Source organism: Pseudomonas sp. EA_5y_Pfl2_R50 (assembly GCF_963970475.1).
Taxonomy (GTDB): domain Bacteria; phylum Pseudomonadota; class Gammaproteobacteria; order Pseudomonadales; family Pseudomonadaceae; genus Aquipseudomonas.
Window position 1 is genome coordinate 255,086 of sequence record NZ_CAXAPT010000001.1, and the last position, 16,870, is coordinate 271,955.

17 protein-coding genes and 1 pseudogene are annotated in these 16,870 nt (G+C 61.2%); 7 read left to right on the plus strand and 11 right to left on the minus strand.

What is annotated here, in order from left to right:
• Positions 1-2: 2 nt before the first annotated feature.
• The gene (locus tag AACY19_RS01080; protein ID WP_339447095.1) at positions 3-908 is read right to left on the minus strand and encodes a LysR family transcriptional regulator; all 906 of its coding nucleotides are present in this window, start codon (positions 906-908) and stop codon (positions 3-5) included.
• 110 nt (positions 909-1,018) lie between these two features.
• Between AACY19_RS01080 and AACY19_RS01085 the strand changes: the two genes are divergently transcribed.
• Entirely contained in the window at positions 1,019-1,444 is a 426-nt protein-coding gene (locus AACY19_RS01085) for a VOC family protein (RefSeq protein WP_339447096.1), read from the plus strand.
• Positions 1,445-1,514: 70 nt separating this feature from the next.
• On the opposite strand, the gene AACY19_RS01090 is transcribed toward AACY19_RS01085, so the two are convergent.
• From AACY19_RS01090 to AACY19_RS01105, 4 genes are all read right to left on the minus strand, one after another.
• On the minus strand, positions 1,515-2,480 hold the full coding sequence (locus AACY19_RS01090) for a sensor domain-containing diguanylate cyclase (RefSeq protein WP_339447098.1): 966 nt from the start codon (positions 2,478-2,480) through the stop codon (positions 1,515-1,517).
• Positions 2,481-2,541: 61 nt separating this feature from the next.
• Entirely contained in the window at positions 2,542-3,120 is a 579-nt protein-coding gene (locus AACY19_RS01095; RefSeq protein WP_339447100.1) for a hypothetical protein, read from the minus strand.
• Position 3,121: 1 nt separating this feature from the next.
• Positions 3,122-5,284: a xanthine dehydrogenase family protein molybdopterin-binding subunit gene (locus AACY19_RS01100; protein ID WP_339447102.1), complete on the minus strand. Its 2,163-nt coding sequence runs from the start codon at positions 5,282-5,284 to the stop codon at positions 3,122-3,124.
• A 22-nt stretch (positions 5,285-5,306) separates the two neighbouring features.
• The gene (locus AACY19_RS01105) at positions 5,307-5,762 is read right to left on the minus strand and encodes a (2Fe-2S)-binding protein (RefSeq protein WP_339447104.1); all 456 of its coding nucleotides are present in this window, start codon (positions 5,760-5,762) and stop codon (positions 5,307-5,309) included.
• A gap of 265 nt (positions 5,763-6,027) precedes the next feature.
• Between AACY19_RS01105 and AACY19_RS01110 the strand changes: the two genes are divergently transcribed.
• Entirely contained in the window at positions 6,028-6,858 is an 831-nt protein-coding gene (locus tag AACY19_RS01110) for an alpha/beta fold hydrolase (protein ID WP_339447106.1), read from the plus strand.
• Positions 6,859-6,941: 83 nt separating this feature from the next.
• On the opposite strand, the gene AACY19_RS01115 is transcribed toward AACY19_RS01110, so the two are convergent.
• Positions 6,942-7,334 carry a GFA family protein gene (locus AACY19_RS01115; protein WP_339447109.1) on the minus strand — a complete coding sequence of 131 codons (393 nt, stop codon included), beginning with the start codon at positions 7,332-7,334 and terminating at the stop codon, positions 6,942-6,944.
• Positions 7,335-7,977: 643 nt separating this feature from the next.
• Here AACY19_RS01115 and AACY19_RS01120 point away from each other — a divergent pair.
• Positions 7,978-8,343, plus strand: a complete 366-nt coding sequence (locus AACY19_RS01120) for a DUF6124 family protein (protein WP_339447111.1) — start codon at positions 7,978-7,980, stop codon at positions 8,341-8,343.
• A gap of 255 nt (positions 8,344-8,598) precedes the next feature.
• Entirely contained in the window at positions 8,599-9,432 is an 834-nt protein-coding gene (locus AACY19_RS01125; protein ID WP_339447113.1) for a helix-turn-helix transcriptional regulator, read from the plus strand.
• Positions 9,433-9,553: 121 nt separating this feature from the next.
• On the opposite strand, the gene AACY19_RS01130 is transcribed toward AACY19_RS01125, so the two are convergent.
• The 3 genes from AACY19_RS01130 to AACY19_RS01140 all read right to left on the minus strand — a co-directional run bounded on the left by AACY19_RS01130 (position 9,554) and on the right by AACY19_RS01140 (position 13,072).
• Positions 9,554-10,141 (minus strand): LysE family translocator, encoded by a 588-nt coding sequence (locus AACY19_RS01130; RefSeq protein WP_339447115.1) that lies wholly within the window; start codon positions 10,139-10,141, stop codon positions 9,554-9,556.
• Positions 10,142-10,223: 82 nt separating this feature from the next.
• Positions 10,224-12,461, minus strand: coding sequence for an ATP-binding protein (locus AACY19_RS01135; RefSeq protein ID WP_339447117.1), 2,238 nt, complete (start codon positions 12,459-12,461; stop codon positions 10,224-10,226).
• Positions 12,458-13,072, minus strand: coding sequence for a biliverdin-producing heme oxygenase (locus AACY19_RS01140; RefSeq protein WP_339447119.1), 615 nt, complete (start codon positions 13,070-13,072; stop codon positions 12,458-12,460). The genes AACY19_RS01135 and AACY19_RS01140 overlap by 4 nt, the downstream gene beginning before the upstream one ends.
• A 185-nt stretch (positions 13,073-13,257) precedes the next feature.
• Between AACY19_RS01140 and AACY19_RS01145 the strand changes: the two are divergent.
• A pseudogene (locus tag AACY19_RS01145) lies at positions 13,258-13,347 on the plus strand (LysE family translocator); the annotation flags it as partial.
• Between the two features lie 6 nt (positions 13,348-13,353).
• On the opposite strand, the gene AACY19_RS01150 reads toward AACY19_RS01145, so the two are convergent.
• Positions 13,354-13,767, minus strand: coding sequence for a VOC family protein (locus AACY19_RS01150; protein WP_339447121.1), 414 nt, complete (start codon positions 13,765-13,767; stop codon positions 13,354-13,356).
• Positions 13,768-13,876: 109 nt separating this feature from the next.
• On the opposite strand from AACY19_RS01150, the gene AACY19_RS01155 reads away from it, so the two are divergent.
• Both AACY19_RS01155 and AACY19_RS01160 read left to right on the plus strand, forming a co-directional pair.
• Positions 13,877-14,959 carry a bifunctional transcriptional activator/DNA repair enzyme AdaA gene (locus AACY19_RS01155; protein ID WP_339447123.1) on the plus strand — a complete coding sequence of 361 codons (1,083 nt, stop codon included), beginning with the start codon at positions 13,877-13,879 and terminating at the stop codon, positions 14,957-14,959.
• 147 nt (positions 14,960-15,106) lie between these two features.
• Entirely contained in the window at positions 15,107-15,736 is a 630-nt protein-coding gene (locus AACY19_RS01160; RefSeq protein ID WP_339447125.1) for a DNA-3-methyladenine glycosylase family protein, read from the plus strand.
• Positions 15,737-15,772: 36 nt separating this feature from the next.
• On the opposite strand, the gene AACY19_RS01165 is transcribed toward AACY19_RS01160, so the two are convergent.
• Positions 15,773-16,870, minus strand: coding sequence for an extracellular solute-binding protein (locus tag AACY19_RS01165; protein WP_339447127.1), 1,098 nt, complete (start codon positions 16,868-16,870; stop codon positions 15,773-15,775).

The following is a 16,870-nucleotide window of genomic DNA, read 5'->3' on the forward strand; positions in this document are numbered from 1 at the left end:
GTTCAGGCGGGTTTTTTATTGCCCGAAGCACTGTCCCCTGTGGGAGATTGGGGTGATTCCAGACACTGCGCGAACAGCTTTTGAATCGGCTGATTGCGCTGGCTATACCGCTGCAGCAAGACCATCTCGCGATAGAACGTCAGTTCGCCCAGCTCGATGATCCTGACCTTGAGCGGGTGGTCCAGCCACAGCCCCGCTTTTGGCAGCAAAGAAACACCGAGCCCCGACTCGACCATTTTCACAATCGCTTCCAGCTCATCCATCTCCAGCACCACGCTGACCTCAATGCGCTGCTCACGCAAAAAGCGCGTCACCAGGCGGCCACCGAACGAGTTGCGGTCGTAGCGCACATGCGGTTGCTGCGCGAGCAATCGAAGCGGATCATCACCCTCAAGCGACGGCGGCACGATCAGCACAAACGGCTCGCGGCGAATCACCTGTGCCGACAACTCCTTGGGCAGTTCGAAGGGCGGCTTGATCATGATCGCCAGGTCCACCTCACCGGCATCAACCTGACTCAACAGATTCAACGACACCCCCGGCACCAGTTTCGGCTCCAGTCCGGGCGCCTGCTGGCGCAACCGCAACAGCGCGCCAGGGAGCAAGCCGGTTTGTGCGGTGGCCACGGCGCCTATCTTCAGGGCTCCGCGAAACTCCCCCGCCGCCTCGCCCACCGCCATCCGGTTGAAGATCTCCAGCATCTCCCGCGCCATCGGCAACGCCCGCTGCCCCGCCGGATTAAGGATTGCCTGCCGGCCCGTCCGGTCGAACAGTTGAATGCCCAGCGCCTGCTCCAGATTGCGAATCTGCGCGCTGACGGCCGATTGGGTCAGGCCAATGTGAATGCCGGCAGCGGCGAATGTGCCATGGCGCGCCACCGCGAGAAAGGTCTTGAGTTCACGCAGCATAGACGCCTCGACTGATCGAAATAATTTGAGCTCGACGCAAAAACTATCGTCTTTCAATCAAGAATCACAGCAGTAAACTCGACCCACCCAACCTGATCGAGAATAACGACATGTCACTCAGCCCTTTCCATCTGGCCATCCCGGTCTACGACCTGGCCGCCGCCCGCCACTTTTATCGTGACGTGTTCGGGCTGGAGGAAGGTCGGTCCAGTGCGCACTGGGTGGACTTCAATTTCTTCGGCCACCAACTGGTGATTCACCTGGCGCCGAAAAACGCTTCGCAGGAGGCTGCGCATACCAATGCCGTGGACGGCCACGACGTGCCGGTGCCGCATTTCGGCGTGGTGCTGGGAATGGAGCAATGGCAGGCACTCGCCGAACGCCTGACATCGCTGGGCACGCAATTCGTGATTGAGCCGGGAATTCGCTTCCAGGGGCTGGTGGGTGAGCAAGCGACGATGTTCTTGTTCGATCCGTGCGGCAATGCGCTGGAATTCAAGGCGTTCAAGGACATCGGGCAGTTGTTTGCCAAATAGATTTGTATTGTTCGGGCTGACGCTTTCGCCAGCAGGCCAGCTCCCACAGGGTTGTACGGTGAGCCGCGAACTAACAGCGCTTCAGGGCCTGCTTGTGCGCATACATCGCACTGTCGGCATCGGCCAGCAGGCGATCCACGCTCTCATGGCGTTTGGCGTCGAATTCGATCTGGCCGACGCTGAAGCGAATCGCATAGCCGCGGTGCAACGTGGCATTGCGCTCCTCGAGAATCTCCTTGAGCCGCGTCATGATCCGTGTGGTTTCAACATGGCTGGAGCCCGTCAGTAACGCGACGAACTCATCCCCGCCCAAACGTCCGACCACATCACTTTCGCGAAAGGCAATCCGCAGCACGTCGGCGAAGGTTTTCAGCGCACTGTCGCCTTCGGCATGGCCATACAGATCGTTGATCTGCTTGAAGTCATTGAGGTCGAAAAACAGCAACGTCGCTGGCCGCTCCAGCCGCACGCAGGCGTCGAGGGCATGCTGGGCCAACTGCTTGAAGCCGCGACGGTTGGACAGCAAGGTCAGCTCGTCCATGCTCGCCATCTGCACGGCGGTCAGTTCTTGCTCGGCCATTTGCGCCAGATCGCGCAACAACGCGCGCTCCTCATCGTCGAGCTCACGGGGCTTGGTGTCGATCAGGCACAGCGTGCCCATTTTGTTGCCATCGGGCACGGTCAACGGATAGCCGGCGTAAAAGCGAATGTTCGGCGCGCCGGTGACCAGCGGATTGTCGTGAAAGCGCACGTCGTTGCGGGCATCGGGCACCATCAGCAGGTCATTGCTGAGAATCGCATGACCGCAGAACGATAGATCCCGCGAGGTTTCGCTGGCCTCCAGCCCTACAGAGGATTTGAACCACTGGCGATCCTTGTCGACCAGCGTCACCAGCGCAATCGGCACATTGAACAGGCGCTTGGCCAGGCGGGTGAGACGATCAAAACGCTCTTCTGGCGCCGAATCGAGAAGATTGAGGCCGTGCAGCGCCTCAACTCGCGTTGCTTCATTGGCAGGTTTTCCAGGAACCAGCATTAGCACACTCCGTTGGCAACAATGCTTTCAAGCGTAGCGCGAATTCCGAGGGCTCACCTCCTCAAAGGCCAGCCACCGGACACGGCCCGCCCGCATCGGCCCAGAGCTTGAACTGGCTCACAAAGATGTCATGCGGCACCGGCACGGGTGCGCGCCCTGCCCCGGGGTTCCAGCCCCAGAGCACCAGCTTGTCTTCACTGACGTGCTTGATCAGCGCCGCGAAGTCCCGGTCGCCGTTGCTGGAGCGATCCTTGATCATCGCGCAGAGCTTGTCCGGCGGCAGGCCGATCCAGGCCATTTTGTGCGCCGCCGGTGGCAGGCTCCAGTGCGGCGCGCCCGGAGGCGCATGCGGGCCGTAACTGGCCGGCGGATTGCTTTGCGCATGGCAGGTGGCACAGGGCAAACCGGCGGCGCCCTTGCCGTCCATGCCACGCACCACGTTCATCGCATGGGGAACGCCAGCATCGAACTGCAACGGTGAATCACCGGGTATGTGGCAGTTCTGGCAACGCGGGCTCTGGAAGACTTTCTGCACCGTGGCGAAGGCTTTCAGCGCCTCTTGATCATCGGCGAACAGATCCGAGGCGTAGCCGCCGAGTCCCAGCAAAACCACAGTGCCCAACACTAGATGTCGTTTCATCTCACACCCCCGACAGTTGCAGCGGCAACTCGCGCAAGCGTTGCCCGGTCAGGGCGAACACCGCGTTGGCCACGGCCGGAGCGGTCGGCGGCACACCAGCCTCGCCGATGCCGCCGGGTTTGTCAGTGCTGGGAACGATGTGCACCTCCACCACCGGCATTTCGTTGAGCCGCAGCACCTGATAATCGTGATAGTTGGACTGCACCACCGCGCCGTCCTTGAGCGTCAGTTTGCTGTGCAGTGCCATGCCCAGACCGAAGGTGATGCACGATTCCATCTGCGCAGCGATGCTCTGCGGGTTCACCGCAATCCCGCAATCCACCGCGCACACGACGCGATGCACGCGAATCGCCAGATTGTCCTGCGACACCTCGGCCACCTGCGCCACGTAGCTGCCGAACGATTCGTGCACCGCCACGCCGAGGGCATGGCCATCCGGCAGCGGCGCTTTCCAGTTGGCCTTCTCCACTGCCAGATTGAGCACGCCCAGGTGTCGAGGGTGATCCTTGAGCAAGGCTCGTCGGTACTCGACCGGGTCCTTGCCCGCCGCCGTGGCCATTTCATCGATCAGTGATTCCATGACGAACCCTGTGTGGCTATGGCCCACGGAGCGCAACCACAACACATTGATGTCCGTCTGCGGCGAATGCAGGTCGACCTGATGATGGGCCAGGCCTTTGACGTAGGGGCTGTCGGAAACACCTTCGACCGAGGTCGGATCGATGCCGTTCTTGACCATCATCGCCTCCATCAACGTTCCGGTCATGATCGACTGCCCGACCAGCACGTGTTGCCAACTCGACGGCAGACCGTCGCCCCCGAGACCGATCTTCGCCTGATGCAAAAACATCGAACGGTAGTAACCGCCGCGAATGTCGTCCTCACGCGACCACACGGTTTTCACCGGCATCGCGGCGGCTTTCGCCACTTGCACCGCTTCGGCGACAAAGTCAGACGTCGGATTGGCGCGGCGGCCGAAACCGCCACCGAGGAATTCGGTGTGGATTTCCACCTGCTCAGGTTTCAGCCCGGTGATCTTGCCGGCGACCATCTGGTCGAGGGTCTGAAACTGCGTGCCGGTCCAGATCTCGCATTTTTCGGCGCTGATCTTCACAGTGCAATTGAGCGGTTCCATCGGCGCATGGGCCAGATACGGCACGCTGTATTCGACGTCGATTTTCTTCGCCGCCTTGCCGAAGTTGCCCTTGGCATCGCCGGCCTGACTGGCCGACGTGCCCTGCGTTGCGGCCAGTTTGCGGAAACTTTCCAGCAATTTCGCGCTGCTGAGATCGGCGTTCGGGCCCAGATCCCAATCAACTTTCAGCGCATCACGCCCCAGCTTCGCCGCCCAGTAATGATCAGCGATCACCGCGACACCGGTCGGCACCTGCACCACTTTATGCACGCCCGGCACGGCCAGCGCTTCAGCACCTTCGAAGGATTTGACGCTGGCGCCGAATACTGGCGCGCGCGCAACCATTGCCGTCATCAAGCCTTCAAACTGTACGTCCATGCCGAACTTCGCGCGGCCAGTGATTTTCTCCGGGGTGTCGAGGCGCTTGGTCGGTTTGCCAATGACCTTCCAGTCCTTGGCCTCCTTGAAGGTGATCGATTTCGGGTCCGGCACCGGCAACTGCCCGGCGGCGTCCGCCAGTTCGCCGTAGGTGGCGCGTTTGTCGCCGGCAATCACCACGCCCGCTTCGGTGCGAATGGCCGACGGCGCCACTTCGAAGCGTTTCGCGGCCGCCTCCACCAGCATCTGCCGAGCGGTCGCGCCGGCCAGGCGATAGCGGTCGAACTCCATCCACGTCGACGTCGAGCCGCCGGTAATCTGCATGCCGCCAAACCCCGGCATGCCGTAATCCGCCGCCGAGGCCGGCGAGTGTTCAACGCGGATCTTCGACCAATCGGCATCCAGTTCCTCAGCAATCAACATGGTCAGGCCAGTCCAGATGCCCTGACCCATTTCCGAATGACCGAGCAACACCGTGACGCTGTTGTCCGCCGCAATGCGCAGGAATGCATTGGGCGCAAACACCTTGCCTTCATTCTCTGCCGCATAGGCAAACTTGTGGCTGCCGGGGACGACAAACGCCACCACCAGGCCGCCGCCCAGCACGCCGCTGGCCTTGAGAAAACCGCGACGCGATACAGGACTGTTCATCGATCATCTCCCTCAAAAGCCATCAGCCGAGTTCCGACGCACGCTTCACCGCGGCGCGGATTCGCGGATAGGTGCCGCAGCGGCAAATGTTGCCGGAGAGCGCCTGATCGATGTCGCTGTCGGTGGGTTTCGGGATTTTCGCCAGCAGCGCGGCGGCCGACATGATCTGTCCTGATTGGCAGTAACCGCACTGCACCACGTCGAGTTCGGCCCAGGCTTGCTGCACCGGGTGCGAACCGTCGGTGGACAGGCCTTCGATGGTAAGGATTTTCTGCCCGTGGGCCACAGCGGTCGCCGGGGTGATGCAGGCGCGCAACGGTGCCCCGTCGACATGCACGGTGCAGGCCCCGCACTGGGCCATGCCACAGCCGAATTTTGTGCCGGTCAGGTGCGCGACATCGCGCAGGACCCAGAGCAACGGCATGTCCGCGGGGACATCGAGCTCCTGATCCTTGCCATTGATATTCAAGGTCAGCATCGGGGAATTTCCTCAGACTCACGGTGTTCTGAAGGGGCGTCGCTACGGCCATCAATGCCTGTGCGCGCCTCGGCTTATCCCTTTCAGCAAAGCCTAATTTGCGCCGCAAGCCAGACGTTGCGACCACCGGTCATGCAGATGTCGACTTTAATCCTACAGTTGATAACGGCTCGCACTGAGCCTGCGTAACAGAAATCCATCCTGAGCAAAACCGGTCCGCGCTTGCCGCGCGGGTGATCCATCACATTGGTCTGGAGTCGCGAACATGGGATTTGTCACCACCAAAGACGGCGTCGAAATCTTCTACAAGGACTGGGGCCCGAAAGACGCGCCGGTGATCCACTTCCACCACGGCTGGCCGCTCAGTTCGGATGATTGGGATGCGCAGATGCTGTTCTTTCTCGGCAAAGGCTTTCGGGTGATTGCCCATGATCGCCGTGGGCACGGGCGTTCCAGCCAGGTCTGGGACGGCCACGACATGGATCACTACGCCGATGACACGCTGGCCGTGGTCAATCACCTGGGCGTGAAGAATGTCGTGCACGTCGGTCACTCGACTGGCGGCGGTGAAGTCATTCATTACATCGCCCGGCATGGTCAGGACAACGTCGCCAAAGGTGTGCTGATCAGCGCGGTGCCGCCGTTGATGGTGCAGACCGAGAGCAATCCCGGTGGGCTGCCGAAATCGGTGTTCGATGATTTTCAGGCGCAACTGGCGGCGAATCGCGCGCAGTTTTATCGGGATATTCCGACCGGGCCTTTTTATGGCTACAACCGGCCGGGGGCGACGCCTTCGGAGGGGATCATTGCCAACTGGTGGCGTCAGGGCATGATTGGCGGCGCGAAGGCGCATTACGACGGGATCGTCGCGTTTTCGCAGACGGATTTCACCGAGGACTTGAAGAAAGTCACCGTGCCAGTGCTGGTGATGCATGGCGAGGACGATCAGATCGTGCCGTATGCGAACTCGGGGCCGTTGTCGGCGAAGTTGCTGCCCAATGGCACGCTGAAGTCGTATCCGGGGTTCCCGCACGGGATGCCGACGACGGAGGCGCAGACGATTAACGCGGATCTATTGGCGTTTATTCGCGGCTGAGATCATTGGCAGCCGTACACATCCCCCCTGTGGGAGCAAGCCTGCTCGCTCCCACAAGGGGGAAGTGATGGGGCTCGCGTTCATCATTCCTCAGTGCGACTTGTACTCTCGCGATCACGTTCGTAGTGGTGAGCCAGTGGAAGCGCCGGTAGCCACGACTCGCGGCGGATGGTCCAGAGTTCGTAGGTGGGTTTGAACCGATTAGGCTCATCGAGCGATCCGACGTTGACCTCTACTTCATCTTCGGAACGCGCGAACACTGGAGAGCCGCAGCGCGGGCAGAAAAAGCGCCCGTTGTAGTCGCGGATTTCGCCGGTGACCTTCAACGCATCCTCGGGAAATATGGCCGAGGTGTGAAAGAGCGTGCCGTGACGTTTGCGGCAGTCGAGGCAGTGGCAGATGCCAACGCGGTAAGGCTGACCTGTCACTTCGAAACGGACATCGCCGCATAGGCAACCGCCGGTCAATCGATTCATGTCACACCTCCTCTTCAGAATTTGAAATTACCCGACAGCCCTCACCCTAACCCTCTCCCAGAGGTAGAGGGGACTGACCGCGCTGAATGTGCAAGTTGCACCGACTTGAGATACCGAGTCGAACTCAGGTTTGAAGAGCACAAAGATCAGCTCCCTTTCCCCCTCGCCCCCCCTTGGGGGCGGTCCGACGTTTCGGGAGGGCTGGGGTGAGGGGGAAAAATCTCACAGACTCACGCAAAACCGAAAGCCGCCACCCACCGGCATTACCCATGTGTAAACGTCATCCGGTTATCACGTTTAAAGCACACAAACCGTTACGCCACTTCCCCTACAACACCTTGCGTCGTTACCTACGTGTACGCCAGAATCCGCCGGCTTACACGGCTATGGGCCGGGCTATATCGTTTGCCTGTCACTGCAAAACAGTGATCGGGTTTGGTAGCCCGCGTCGGTACCGCCGTATGGCGCCACCTTATTCAGTCTCTTTATTCGCGGCTGTGTTTTATATGGTGGACATGCGTGGGGCTCATTCGTGAGCGCCGGGTTTCCGTATCGACCGGTCTACCAACCCGCGCATGGCCGCCACCCTTCGTTTGGTAGCGAGAGTGATGGCTCCTGTTCATTTCGATACGAGACTTCATCTATGTTCAAAATCACGCCCAACCCACCAAAAACCGATCCAATTTCCCACGATCCGTCACTTGACCCGCAAAAGGTCAAAGAAGCCACCGACCGCGCCCTCGACTACTACCTGCGCCCCGAAGCCCTGAGCGCTCCGCCAGGCTCACCCAAATTCCGCCCCGTCTATCTGGTCGACCCTACGCTGGATGAAGAAACCCTGTTGGTCGAAGCCTGTGAGTCGCTTTCATACGCCCACTCCATGGCCGGCAACATCGCCAACTCGACAGGAGGCCCGGAGCGTAAACCGCTGCTGGCGCTGCAACAGGTGATCATGCTGAACGAGCTGTTGGTCAACCGACTGCTGGACAAGCTGCGCATCCCGCAGTAGTCAATACACGGAATAAGTGAGGGGGCACACCCTCACTTTCGCTTTGCCACGCGCAGGGCGATTATCTGGACGGCTGGCGGGAAGAGAACTTCGCCGGTTTCGAGGGGCAGTGGCGGCCGAAGCCGCCGCAACGTTCTACTGTTCGATCTTCAATCACTCGAAAATCACCGGCCTGCCCCACAACAGCAAGGTCGGCCAGGAATTTCACGGCCAAAGCTAATACACTCGAGCGCTGGCCTGCCTGGAACCCTCGACATGAAACACGCTGCCGCCAAAAACCCTGAACAATCCCCGCGTTTCTGGCGCGACGACGCTCTGCCGTTCATCGAGGCGCGGGCCATCGCCGATGGCCGCGAGGTCTGCTATGCACGGCATTCCCATGCGCATTTTTCCATCGGCGCAATCACCGCCGGGCGTAGCACCTATGTGCATGAGCAGGCGCAGTTCGAGGTCGCGGCGGGCACCGTCGTGCTGATGAATCCGGGTGATGTGCATGCGTGCAATCCGATTGATGATCAGCCGTGGTCATACGTGATGCTGTACGTCGAGACGCCGTGGCTGACGGATTTGCAGCATCAGGCGGGTTTCGGCAAGGATCTGGCGTTCCGGCGCTTTTGCGCTACACACTTGCAGGACGCCGAGCTGTTTCGCGACCTGATGGCGCTGTATGACGTACTGGTCGACGAGCAACAGGACGTGCTGGGTAAACAGAGCGCAGCGGTGGAGTTTTTCAGCGATCTGCAAATGCGCCTGAACCCTGCGGGACAAACGCTGCGCGAACCAAACTTCAAGCTGGAACGCGCCGCCGGGTTCATCCGCGAACATTGCACCGAACTGCTCAGCCTGGACGATATCTGCGCGGCGGCGCAGCTGTCACCGTCGTACCTGATCCGCGCTTTCAAACAGCATTTCGGCATGACGCCACATGCGTTTCTGGTGAACCAGCGCATTCAATTTGCCCGTGAACGCCTGCGCAGCGGACAGCTCATTGCCGATGTGGCGCTGGAGGCCGGCTTTGCCGATCAGGCGCATTTCCAACGGGCCTTCAAACAGCATCTGGCGGCCACACCGGGCCAGTATCGCGGCTAACACTTCATCTGAAACAACACCGCTCAACTGTGGGAGCGGGCTTGCTCGCGAATGCGGTGTGTCAGCCAATAAACAAGTCGACTGAACCGCCGTACTCGCGAGCAAGCCCGTTCCCCAGAGGTTAGGTGAGCAGCAGGTAGATTGCGCTGATTGCCAGTAACAGCGCCATGCTGCGGTTGAACCAGCGCAGCCCCGCCGCATTGCTCAGATACCCGCGCAAAAACGTCCCGGCATACGCCCAGCAACCCACCGACAGATAGCAGATCACCAGGTACACCGCCGCAAACTGCCAGACCAGCCGTGCCTCGCCGTCGGCGACAAACGCGCCCATGCCCGCCACGCAGGCCAGCCACGCTTTCGGGTTGAGCCATTGCATCATCGCGCCGTACAGCATCGACGGCGCCCGCCCGGCGTCCTCTGCGTTCAACCGCCCGTCATCGGTGGCCAGTTTCCAGGCCATGAACAACAGAAACGCCACCCCGGCCAGTTGCACCATTTGGGTCATGAACGGCCACAGCGTCAGCACTTCATGCAGGCCCAGGCCCATCAGCACCAGCAACAGCACAAACCCCAGCGTCGCCCCCGCCACATGTCGCTGGCTGGCGCGAAAACCGTATTGCGCACCGGCACTCAGCGCCACGATATTCACCGGTCCCGGCGTGATGGACGCGACCAGTGCAAACGCCGCCATGGAAACAATAAGACTCATCGCACACCTGCTTCAGAACGAGGAACAAGGCGCCCACGGTAACCAGCGCCCTGCTTCTGGTATTGAAGAAAACTGCCCTGAGTCAGTCCACGCGCGGCACGGTGAAACGAAACTCGCTGCCCTGCCCCGGTTCACTGTCGGCGACGATGCGCCCGCCGTGAGCCTCAACGATGCCTTGCGTGATGTACAGGCCCAGACCGGTGCCGGTCGGGTTGCCTTCCTTCACCGTCCAGTAACGGTCGAATACGTGCGGCAGGTGTTCCTTGGGAATCCCTTCGCCGCTGTCACGCACAGTGAAGACAATTTCCTGACCGACCAATTTGGCCTGAACGCCGACCGTGCCCAGTCGCGGGGTGAACTTGATCGCGTTGCCGACCAGATTCGACAACACCTGGAACAGCCGCTCCGGGTCGGCGTGGATACGCAGATCGGGGTCGGCCTCAAAGGAAATACTGATGTCCTTGTCCAGCGCCAACGGTGCGAGCAGCGCTTGCGCCTCCTCGAACATCTGGCTGACGTCGAGTTTCTGCGGGATGATGATGTAGCGCCCGGCGTCGATTTTCGAAGTGTCGAGCAAGTCTTCGAGCAACGTATTCATGCGCCCAGCCGCTTGCTGCATGGTGTCGATGGCCGAGGAAATCCGCCGCGAGGTGTGCGGGCCATCGGAGCTGAAGGCCTTTTGCATCATGCCGCAGAGCATCGAAATCACCGTCATCGGGTTACGCAGGTCGTGAGAGACCACCGCGACCAATTCGTCCCGCGCGCGCACCGCGTCCTGCTCGCGGCGGACTTGTCGGGCCAGATCGTTTTCCAGCGCCGAACGGCGCAGGTCGTTGGCGGCAAACAGGTCGCCATGGCTCCACTTGGTGGAGATCCCGGCCATCTCGACTTTCCAGATTTCGAAGGACGTGCGCGGGCGCAGGCGCAGGCCGGCGTCGGAGTTCTCCAGATCCAGTGGCTTGCGCGGATCGCCGCTCCAGTTGATGTTTTCCTTCACCTCCGGACGGAACCACAGCACGCCGTTGTCCACCGGTTTGGGCAGGCTCATGGCGAGCACGCCGCTGGCGACTTGCTGAAACTGCACGGCGGGCGGGTACACGCTCGCCAGGTGATGACTGGCGAACACCGCCTCGCCGCTGTCCTGCAACCAGCGGTGCAAGGCGCGGATGTCATCGGGCTCGGGGCAGTTGCCGTAGCGGTGCAATTGCTTGTCTTCAATGATCGCGATACCTCCGGCCCCGGCCAGGGCCATCAGCACTTGCGGCTGGCCGGCAAGGCCATCGAAGACATTTTGCGGCGAGTCGATCATCGCCTGATTGAGCCGCGCCAATGCCTCGACTTTCTCTTCGCGCTGGCGACTGAGCTCCAGCGACTCCATCGCGCTGATCTGCAGCGACAACACCTGCCCAATGGTCTGGCAGGCACTGCGCAGCTCATGGGGCACATGCAACGGCTGACGGTTGCCGCAACTGATCAGGCCCCACAGTTTGTCGCCCTTGAGCAGGGAAATGCTCATCGACGACAGCACGCCCATGTTCTTCATGTACTGGCAGTGAATCGGCGACACACTGCGCAGGGTCGCGAAGCTCAGGTCCAACGGTGTCTGGGTATCGGGCCGCAGTTTCGGCACCAGTGGCACCGGTTGGTAATCGGCGTCGGGGATGATCCGCAACCAATTGGTGCGATACAGCTCGCGAGCCTGCTCGGGAATGTCCGAAGCGGGGAAAAACAGGCCGTTGAACACTTCCATCGACGGGTCGGACGCTTCGGCGATGACCTGGCCGTGCCCTTCCTCTTCGAAGCGATAGATCAGCACCCGGTCGTAACCGGTCATCGCCTGGATTTCCTTGACGCTGATGTCATACAGCGCCTGCAAGGTGGTCGCCGACTGCAGGCGCTGAAGCATCCGTCCCAGGTTGGTGTTGATCCCGGCGACATTGCGCGGCTGGAAGTTTTCCACGTGGATTTCCAGTTCGAGGATCAGCACACCCTGGTGGCGGTGCAGCAAGCCCTCGAACGCGGTGCCGTTCAGATGAAAGTGCAGCGGGCCGGCGTCGCAGAATGCGGGTTGCCGCAACGCTTGCGTCACGGCGCCGGCGTGGGCCTCGCCAATGAGCGCAGACAACGGCTGACCAATCAGTTCCTGCGGCGCACGCGCCAGCAAGGTTTCGACGTTGGCGCTGACCTGGATGATTTCCAGCCCCGGTTCGCTCAAGGTCAGCAGCAAACCGTGGGGCTGAATCGCGCCGGGGAAGCGGATCGGCTCGTCGGCGCAGTTGGCCAGCAGTTCTTCAAAGGCTTCTTTGTCTTGCGGGGTCATGCCAGTACCTCCCGGCTTTCGAGCCAGCGCTCGAAACAACTGAATGTGGTGCGGGCCGCTTCGACGACCGCCGCGCGCTCGTCGGCGGCAAGCGGGAAGCCACCCAGGTATTCGATGAAATCGCGCCAGCGGCGCCCGGTGACGGCACCGTAGATGTCGAGAAATGCCGCGCCGTTGTTGGCTTCAAGGCCCAGTCGGGCGGAAACTTCACGGCGCAGAATCTGCCCGCCGAGCGTCGCCCCTTCCAGCACGTACAACACACCGAGGCAGGCGGCGCTGGAGTCGATGCGTGGCAACTGCTGACACAGCGGCAGATGTTCCAGTGCTGCCGGGGACATGCCCAGCGCTTGCAGATCGGTACGCAGGGTGGGCGCTTTGAGGCGGGGGGCCAGATCAAGATCGGGCGGGATTGAATGGCTGTTCAGCAGCGCATCCTCCAGCGGCAGATAGAAGCCGTAATAGGCTTGCATGAGTCGCTCGAAGGCGTGCAAATCGAGGGTATCGGAGAAAAAGGGAAGGCGTTTTTCCAGTGCGATGTGCAGCTCGGCAGTGCCGGTTCGCAGATCTTGCAGCACCAGTGGCACATAAACTTCACGGGCCTTTGCTTGCATGTATTTCGCTCTTGGTGGGGCCGCCTGGGGCCATGCGGGGTTCGCTAATCGAGGGCCAGATATTACACGGCATGAGCCCTTTCTGACCTGTCAGATGGTTTTTTTCTGACGAAACCACCCGCCTCTGACCGTTCAGAGTTCCGCAGAATCGGAAAAGTTCGAAGCGATTACGCCTGTAGCGCGACATGTCGGCCTGCTTCGCCCTGAACATGGCCCCCGGCCCGAACAACCTGCTGTGGGTCAGCAATGCCACCCGATACGGCTTTCGGCACGCTTGAGCGCTAAGCTTCGGACGGCCCTTTGAGCTCGACCTGATTGCCATCCGGGTCAAAGCAGTACAAGGACAGGCCATAACCTTCGGCGCCAAAACGCCGGGCGGCTTTGTCGACGTGCAAACCGCAGGATTGCAGGTGGGCGGTCAACGCCGGCTCATCGAACGGCTCGATGCGCAGGCAGAAATGGTCGACGTTGCGCCGCTCGATTTGCGCCGCGCCGCCGCCCTTGCGGCCGAGTTCGCCGGCCAGGTCGACCAGATCGATCATCGACGTTCCCGCGCGCAGGTGCACCAGGCCCAGCGGCTCGTTATGTTTGACCACCTCGGCACCGAACACCCGAGCGTAGAAATCGATACTGCGCTGCAAGTTTTCGACACGCAGGACAATGTGGTCGATCTGTTGAATGGAAAACGGCTGCATCAGGCATTCCTCGCAATCTTTCGGCAGCTCACACAATAGTTCAGCGAGCGGAAAATTCGCTGTCGATTTTTCGGTGGAGCCATCGACAAAGCGGATTTACTCTCAAGCCATGAACATACAGACCGCTGTCCTGCCGCCACACGCCGAGATGGTTCGCGCCATGCTCGAACGCGATACCGCTTACGAAGGGGTGTTCTTCACGGCGGTGAAAACCACCGGGATTTTCTGCCGCCCCAGTTGCACTGCGCGCAAACCGAAACCGGAGAACGTCGAATTCTTCGCCCACGCCGATGAGTGCCTGTCCGCCGGCTACCGCGCCTGCCTGCGCTGCAAACCGCTGGATGCCGCCGCCATCGCGCCGGACTGGGTGCAGCGCTTGCTCAAAGCGGTCGAGGCCGATCCGGAGCAACGCTGGAGCGACGCGCAACTGCTCGCCGAAGGCATCGAGCCGCTGAAGTTGCGACGCTGGTTCAAGCAGCATTTCGGCATGACCTTCCATGCCTGGTTGCGCACGCGCCGACTGGGCATGGCGCTGGGCGGGATCAGGCAAGGCACCTCGATTGATCACGCTGCCTTCGATTCCGGCTATGAATCCCTCAGCGGTTTTCGCGATGCCTTCCAGAAATCGTTTCACATCACCCCGGGCCGCGCTGCCAGCAGTGAGCCGCTATTGTTCACGCGCCTGACCACACCGCTCGGCCCGATGATCGCCATGGCCGAGCGCCGTGGTCTGGTGTTACTGGAGTTTCTTGACCGGCCGGCGCTGACCCGTGAAGTCGAAGAGCTGCAAAACCGCTACGGTTATGCGGTGGCGCCGGGGCACAACGCTCATCTCCAGCAGATCGAGCAGCAACTGCCGGCGTATTTCGCCGGCAAGCTGAGTGCCTTCAGCGTGCCGTTACACCTGCCGGGCAGCGAGTTTGCCCGGCAAGTCTGGTCGGCGCTGCAACACATCCCTTACGGCCACACCCGCACTTACGGGGCGATTGCTGCAGAGCTGGGCAAACCCGGCGCCAGTCGCGCCGTCGGTCTGGCCAACGGGCAGAACCGCGTGGCGATTGTGGTGCCGTGTCATCGGGTGATCGGCGCGGACGGCGCCTTGACCGGCTATGGTGGAGGACAACCGCGCAAAGCGTTTCTGCTGCGACTGGAAAACGCCGCCGTGCAGCTCACGCAACCTTTGGCGTTCTGACCCTCTGGATTCATCCACAAGAAGGACTTTCGATGAGCCCCCGCTTTCCCCCGCTGTCCCCGCCAGGCCTTGCCGACGGGCTAGACACCCACGACCTCAAGGCTCGCGCCGACGCCGACGCCGACGTAAACGGTTTGCTTGAATAACATGTCCGATTGCTATCCAGCGGCCAGCGCGTTCCTCGCCGCACTTGATCCCGACTGGCAGCGGCACATCAGCGCCGTCGGCCCGTGCCTGCACCAAGCGCACCCGGCGCGCGAACCCTATGAGTCCCTGGTGCGAGCGATTGCCTATCAGCAACTGCATGCCAAGGCAGGCGATGCGATTCTCGGGCGACTGGTGGGGTTGTTTCCCGGCCAGACCTTCCCTCGACCGGAGCAGATTCTTGCAACGGATTTTGAGCGAATGCGCCGTTGCGGTTTTTCCGCAGGCAAGATCGCCACTTTGCAGGGAATCGCCCAGGCGACGCTGGACGGCGTGGTGCCGGATTACGCCACGGCGCTGGCCATGGACGACGAAGCGCTGATCGAACGGCTGGTCAGTTTGCGCGGCGTTGGCCGCTGGACCGTGGAGATGCTGCTGATCTACAGCCTGGAGCGCATGGATATTCTGCCGGCGGATGACTTTGGCGTGCGTGAGGGTTATCGGCGGTTGAAGGGCCTGGAGGTGCAGCCGACAAGCAGGCGGATGGCCGAGATCGGAGCGGCGTGGCGGCCGTATCGGACAGTAGCGGCGTGGTATTTGTGGCGGGTGCCGAAACTGCCGCCCTCACTGTAGCCCTCTCCCGGAGGGAGAGGGCTGGTGGTCATCTGTTCACAGCCCGGACTTCAACCGACTGAACGCCCGGATCAACGCCCGATTGAAGGCTTTGCCGTTGTCATTCTTGCTGTACAGCGTGGCCCTGACTTCGGCCGGGGGATACGTCCCCGGATCATTGCGAATCGACGCATCGACCAAGCCATCCGCCGCCGTAATCGCATTGGCGTAGTGAATCGTGTCGGTGATCGGTGCCATCACCTGCGGCGTCATCAGATAATCCATCAACGCGAGCCCGGCCTGCGGGTGCGGCGCGTCCTTGGGAATGACCATCGCGTCAAACCAGATCAACGTGCCTTCTTTCGGGATGTGGTAACTCAATTTGAACGGTTTGTTCGCCGCCTCCGCCTGCCCCGCCGCAATCGCCACGTTGCCGTTCCACGACATCGCCACGCAGGTGTTGCCGTTGGCCAGATCGCTGATGTTCAAGTCGTTATCGAAGTAGCGGATGTAGGGCCGGATTTTTGCCAATTGCTGCTCGGCCAGTTTCAGGTCGTCAAGGTTCTGCCGGTTGATGTCCAGGCCCATGTACTTCATGACCGCCGCGAACACTTCATTGGGGTCGTTGAGCAGACTCACTCCGCAATCAGCGAATTTCGACACCACGGCCGGATCGAACAACATCGCCCAGCTGTCGGTGGGCGCGTCCGCCAGGCGCTGCTTGATCGCCTCTTGCTGATAGCCCACGCCGGTAGTGCCCCAGGCATAGATTCCAGCGTAACGGTTGCCCGGATCGAACGCCGCCATGTGCTGGCGAAACTCTTCACCGACACCGGCCAGGTGCGGCACTTGGGCCTTGTCCAGTGGCTGGATGGCGCCGCTTTCGATGGCCCGCGACAGGTGCTGGCCGGCGGTCAGCACCAGGTCGTAGCCGCTGCGTCCGGTGAGCAGTTTGGTCTCGACGGTTTCAAGGGAATCGAAGTGATCGGCGACCACGTGAATCCCGGTTTTCGCCTCGAAATTCTTCAAGGTATCCGGGGCCAGGTACTCGCCCCAGATATACAGGTTGACCACCGGTTTCGCGGTGTCGGCGGCCTGCACACACAGGGGTGCAAGCACCAGCAATAACGCTTGAGTCAGTTTGTGCAGGCGCAT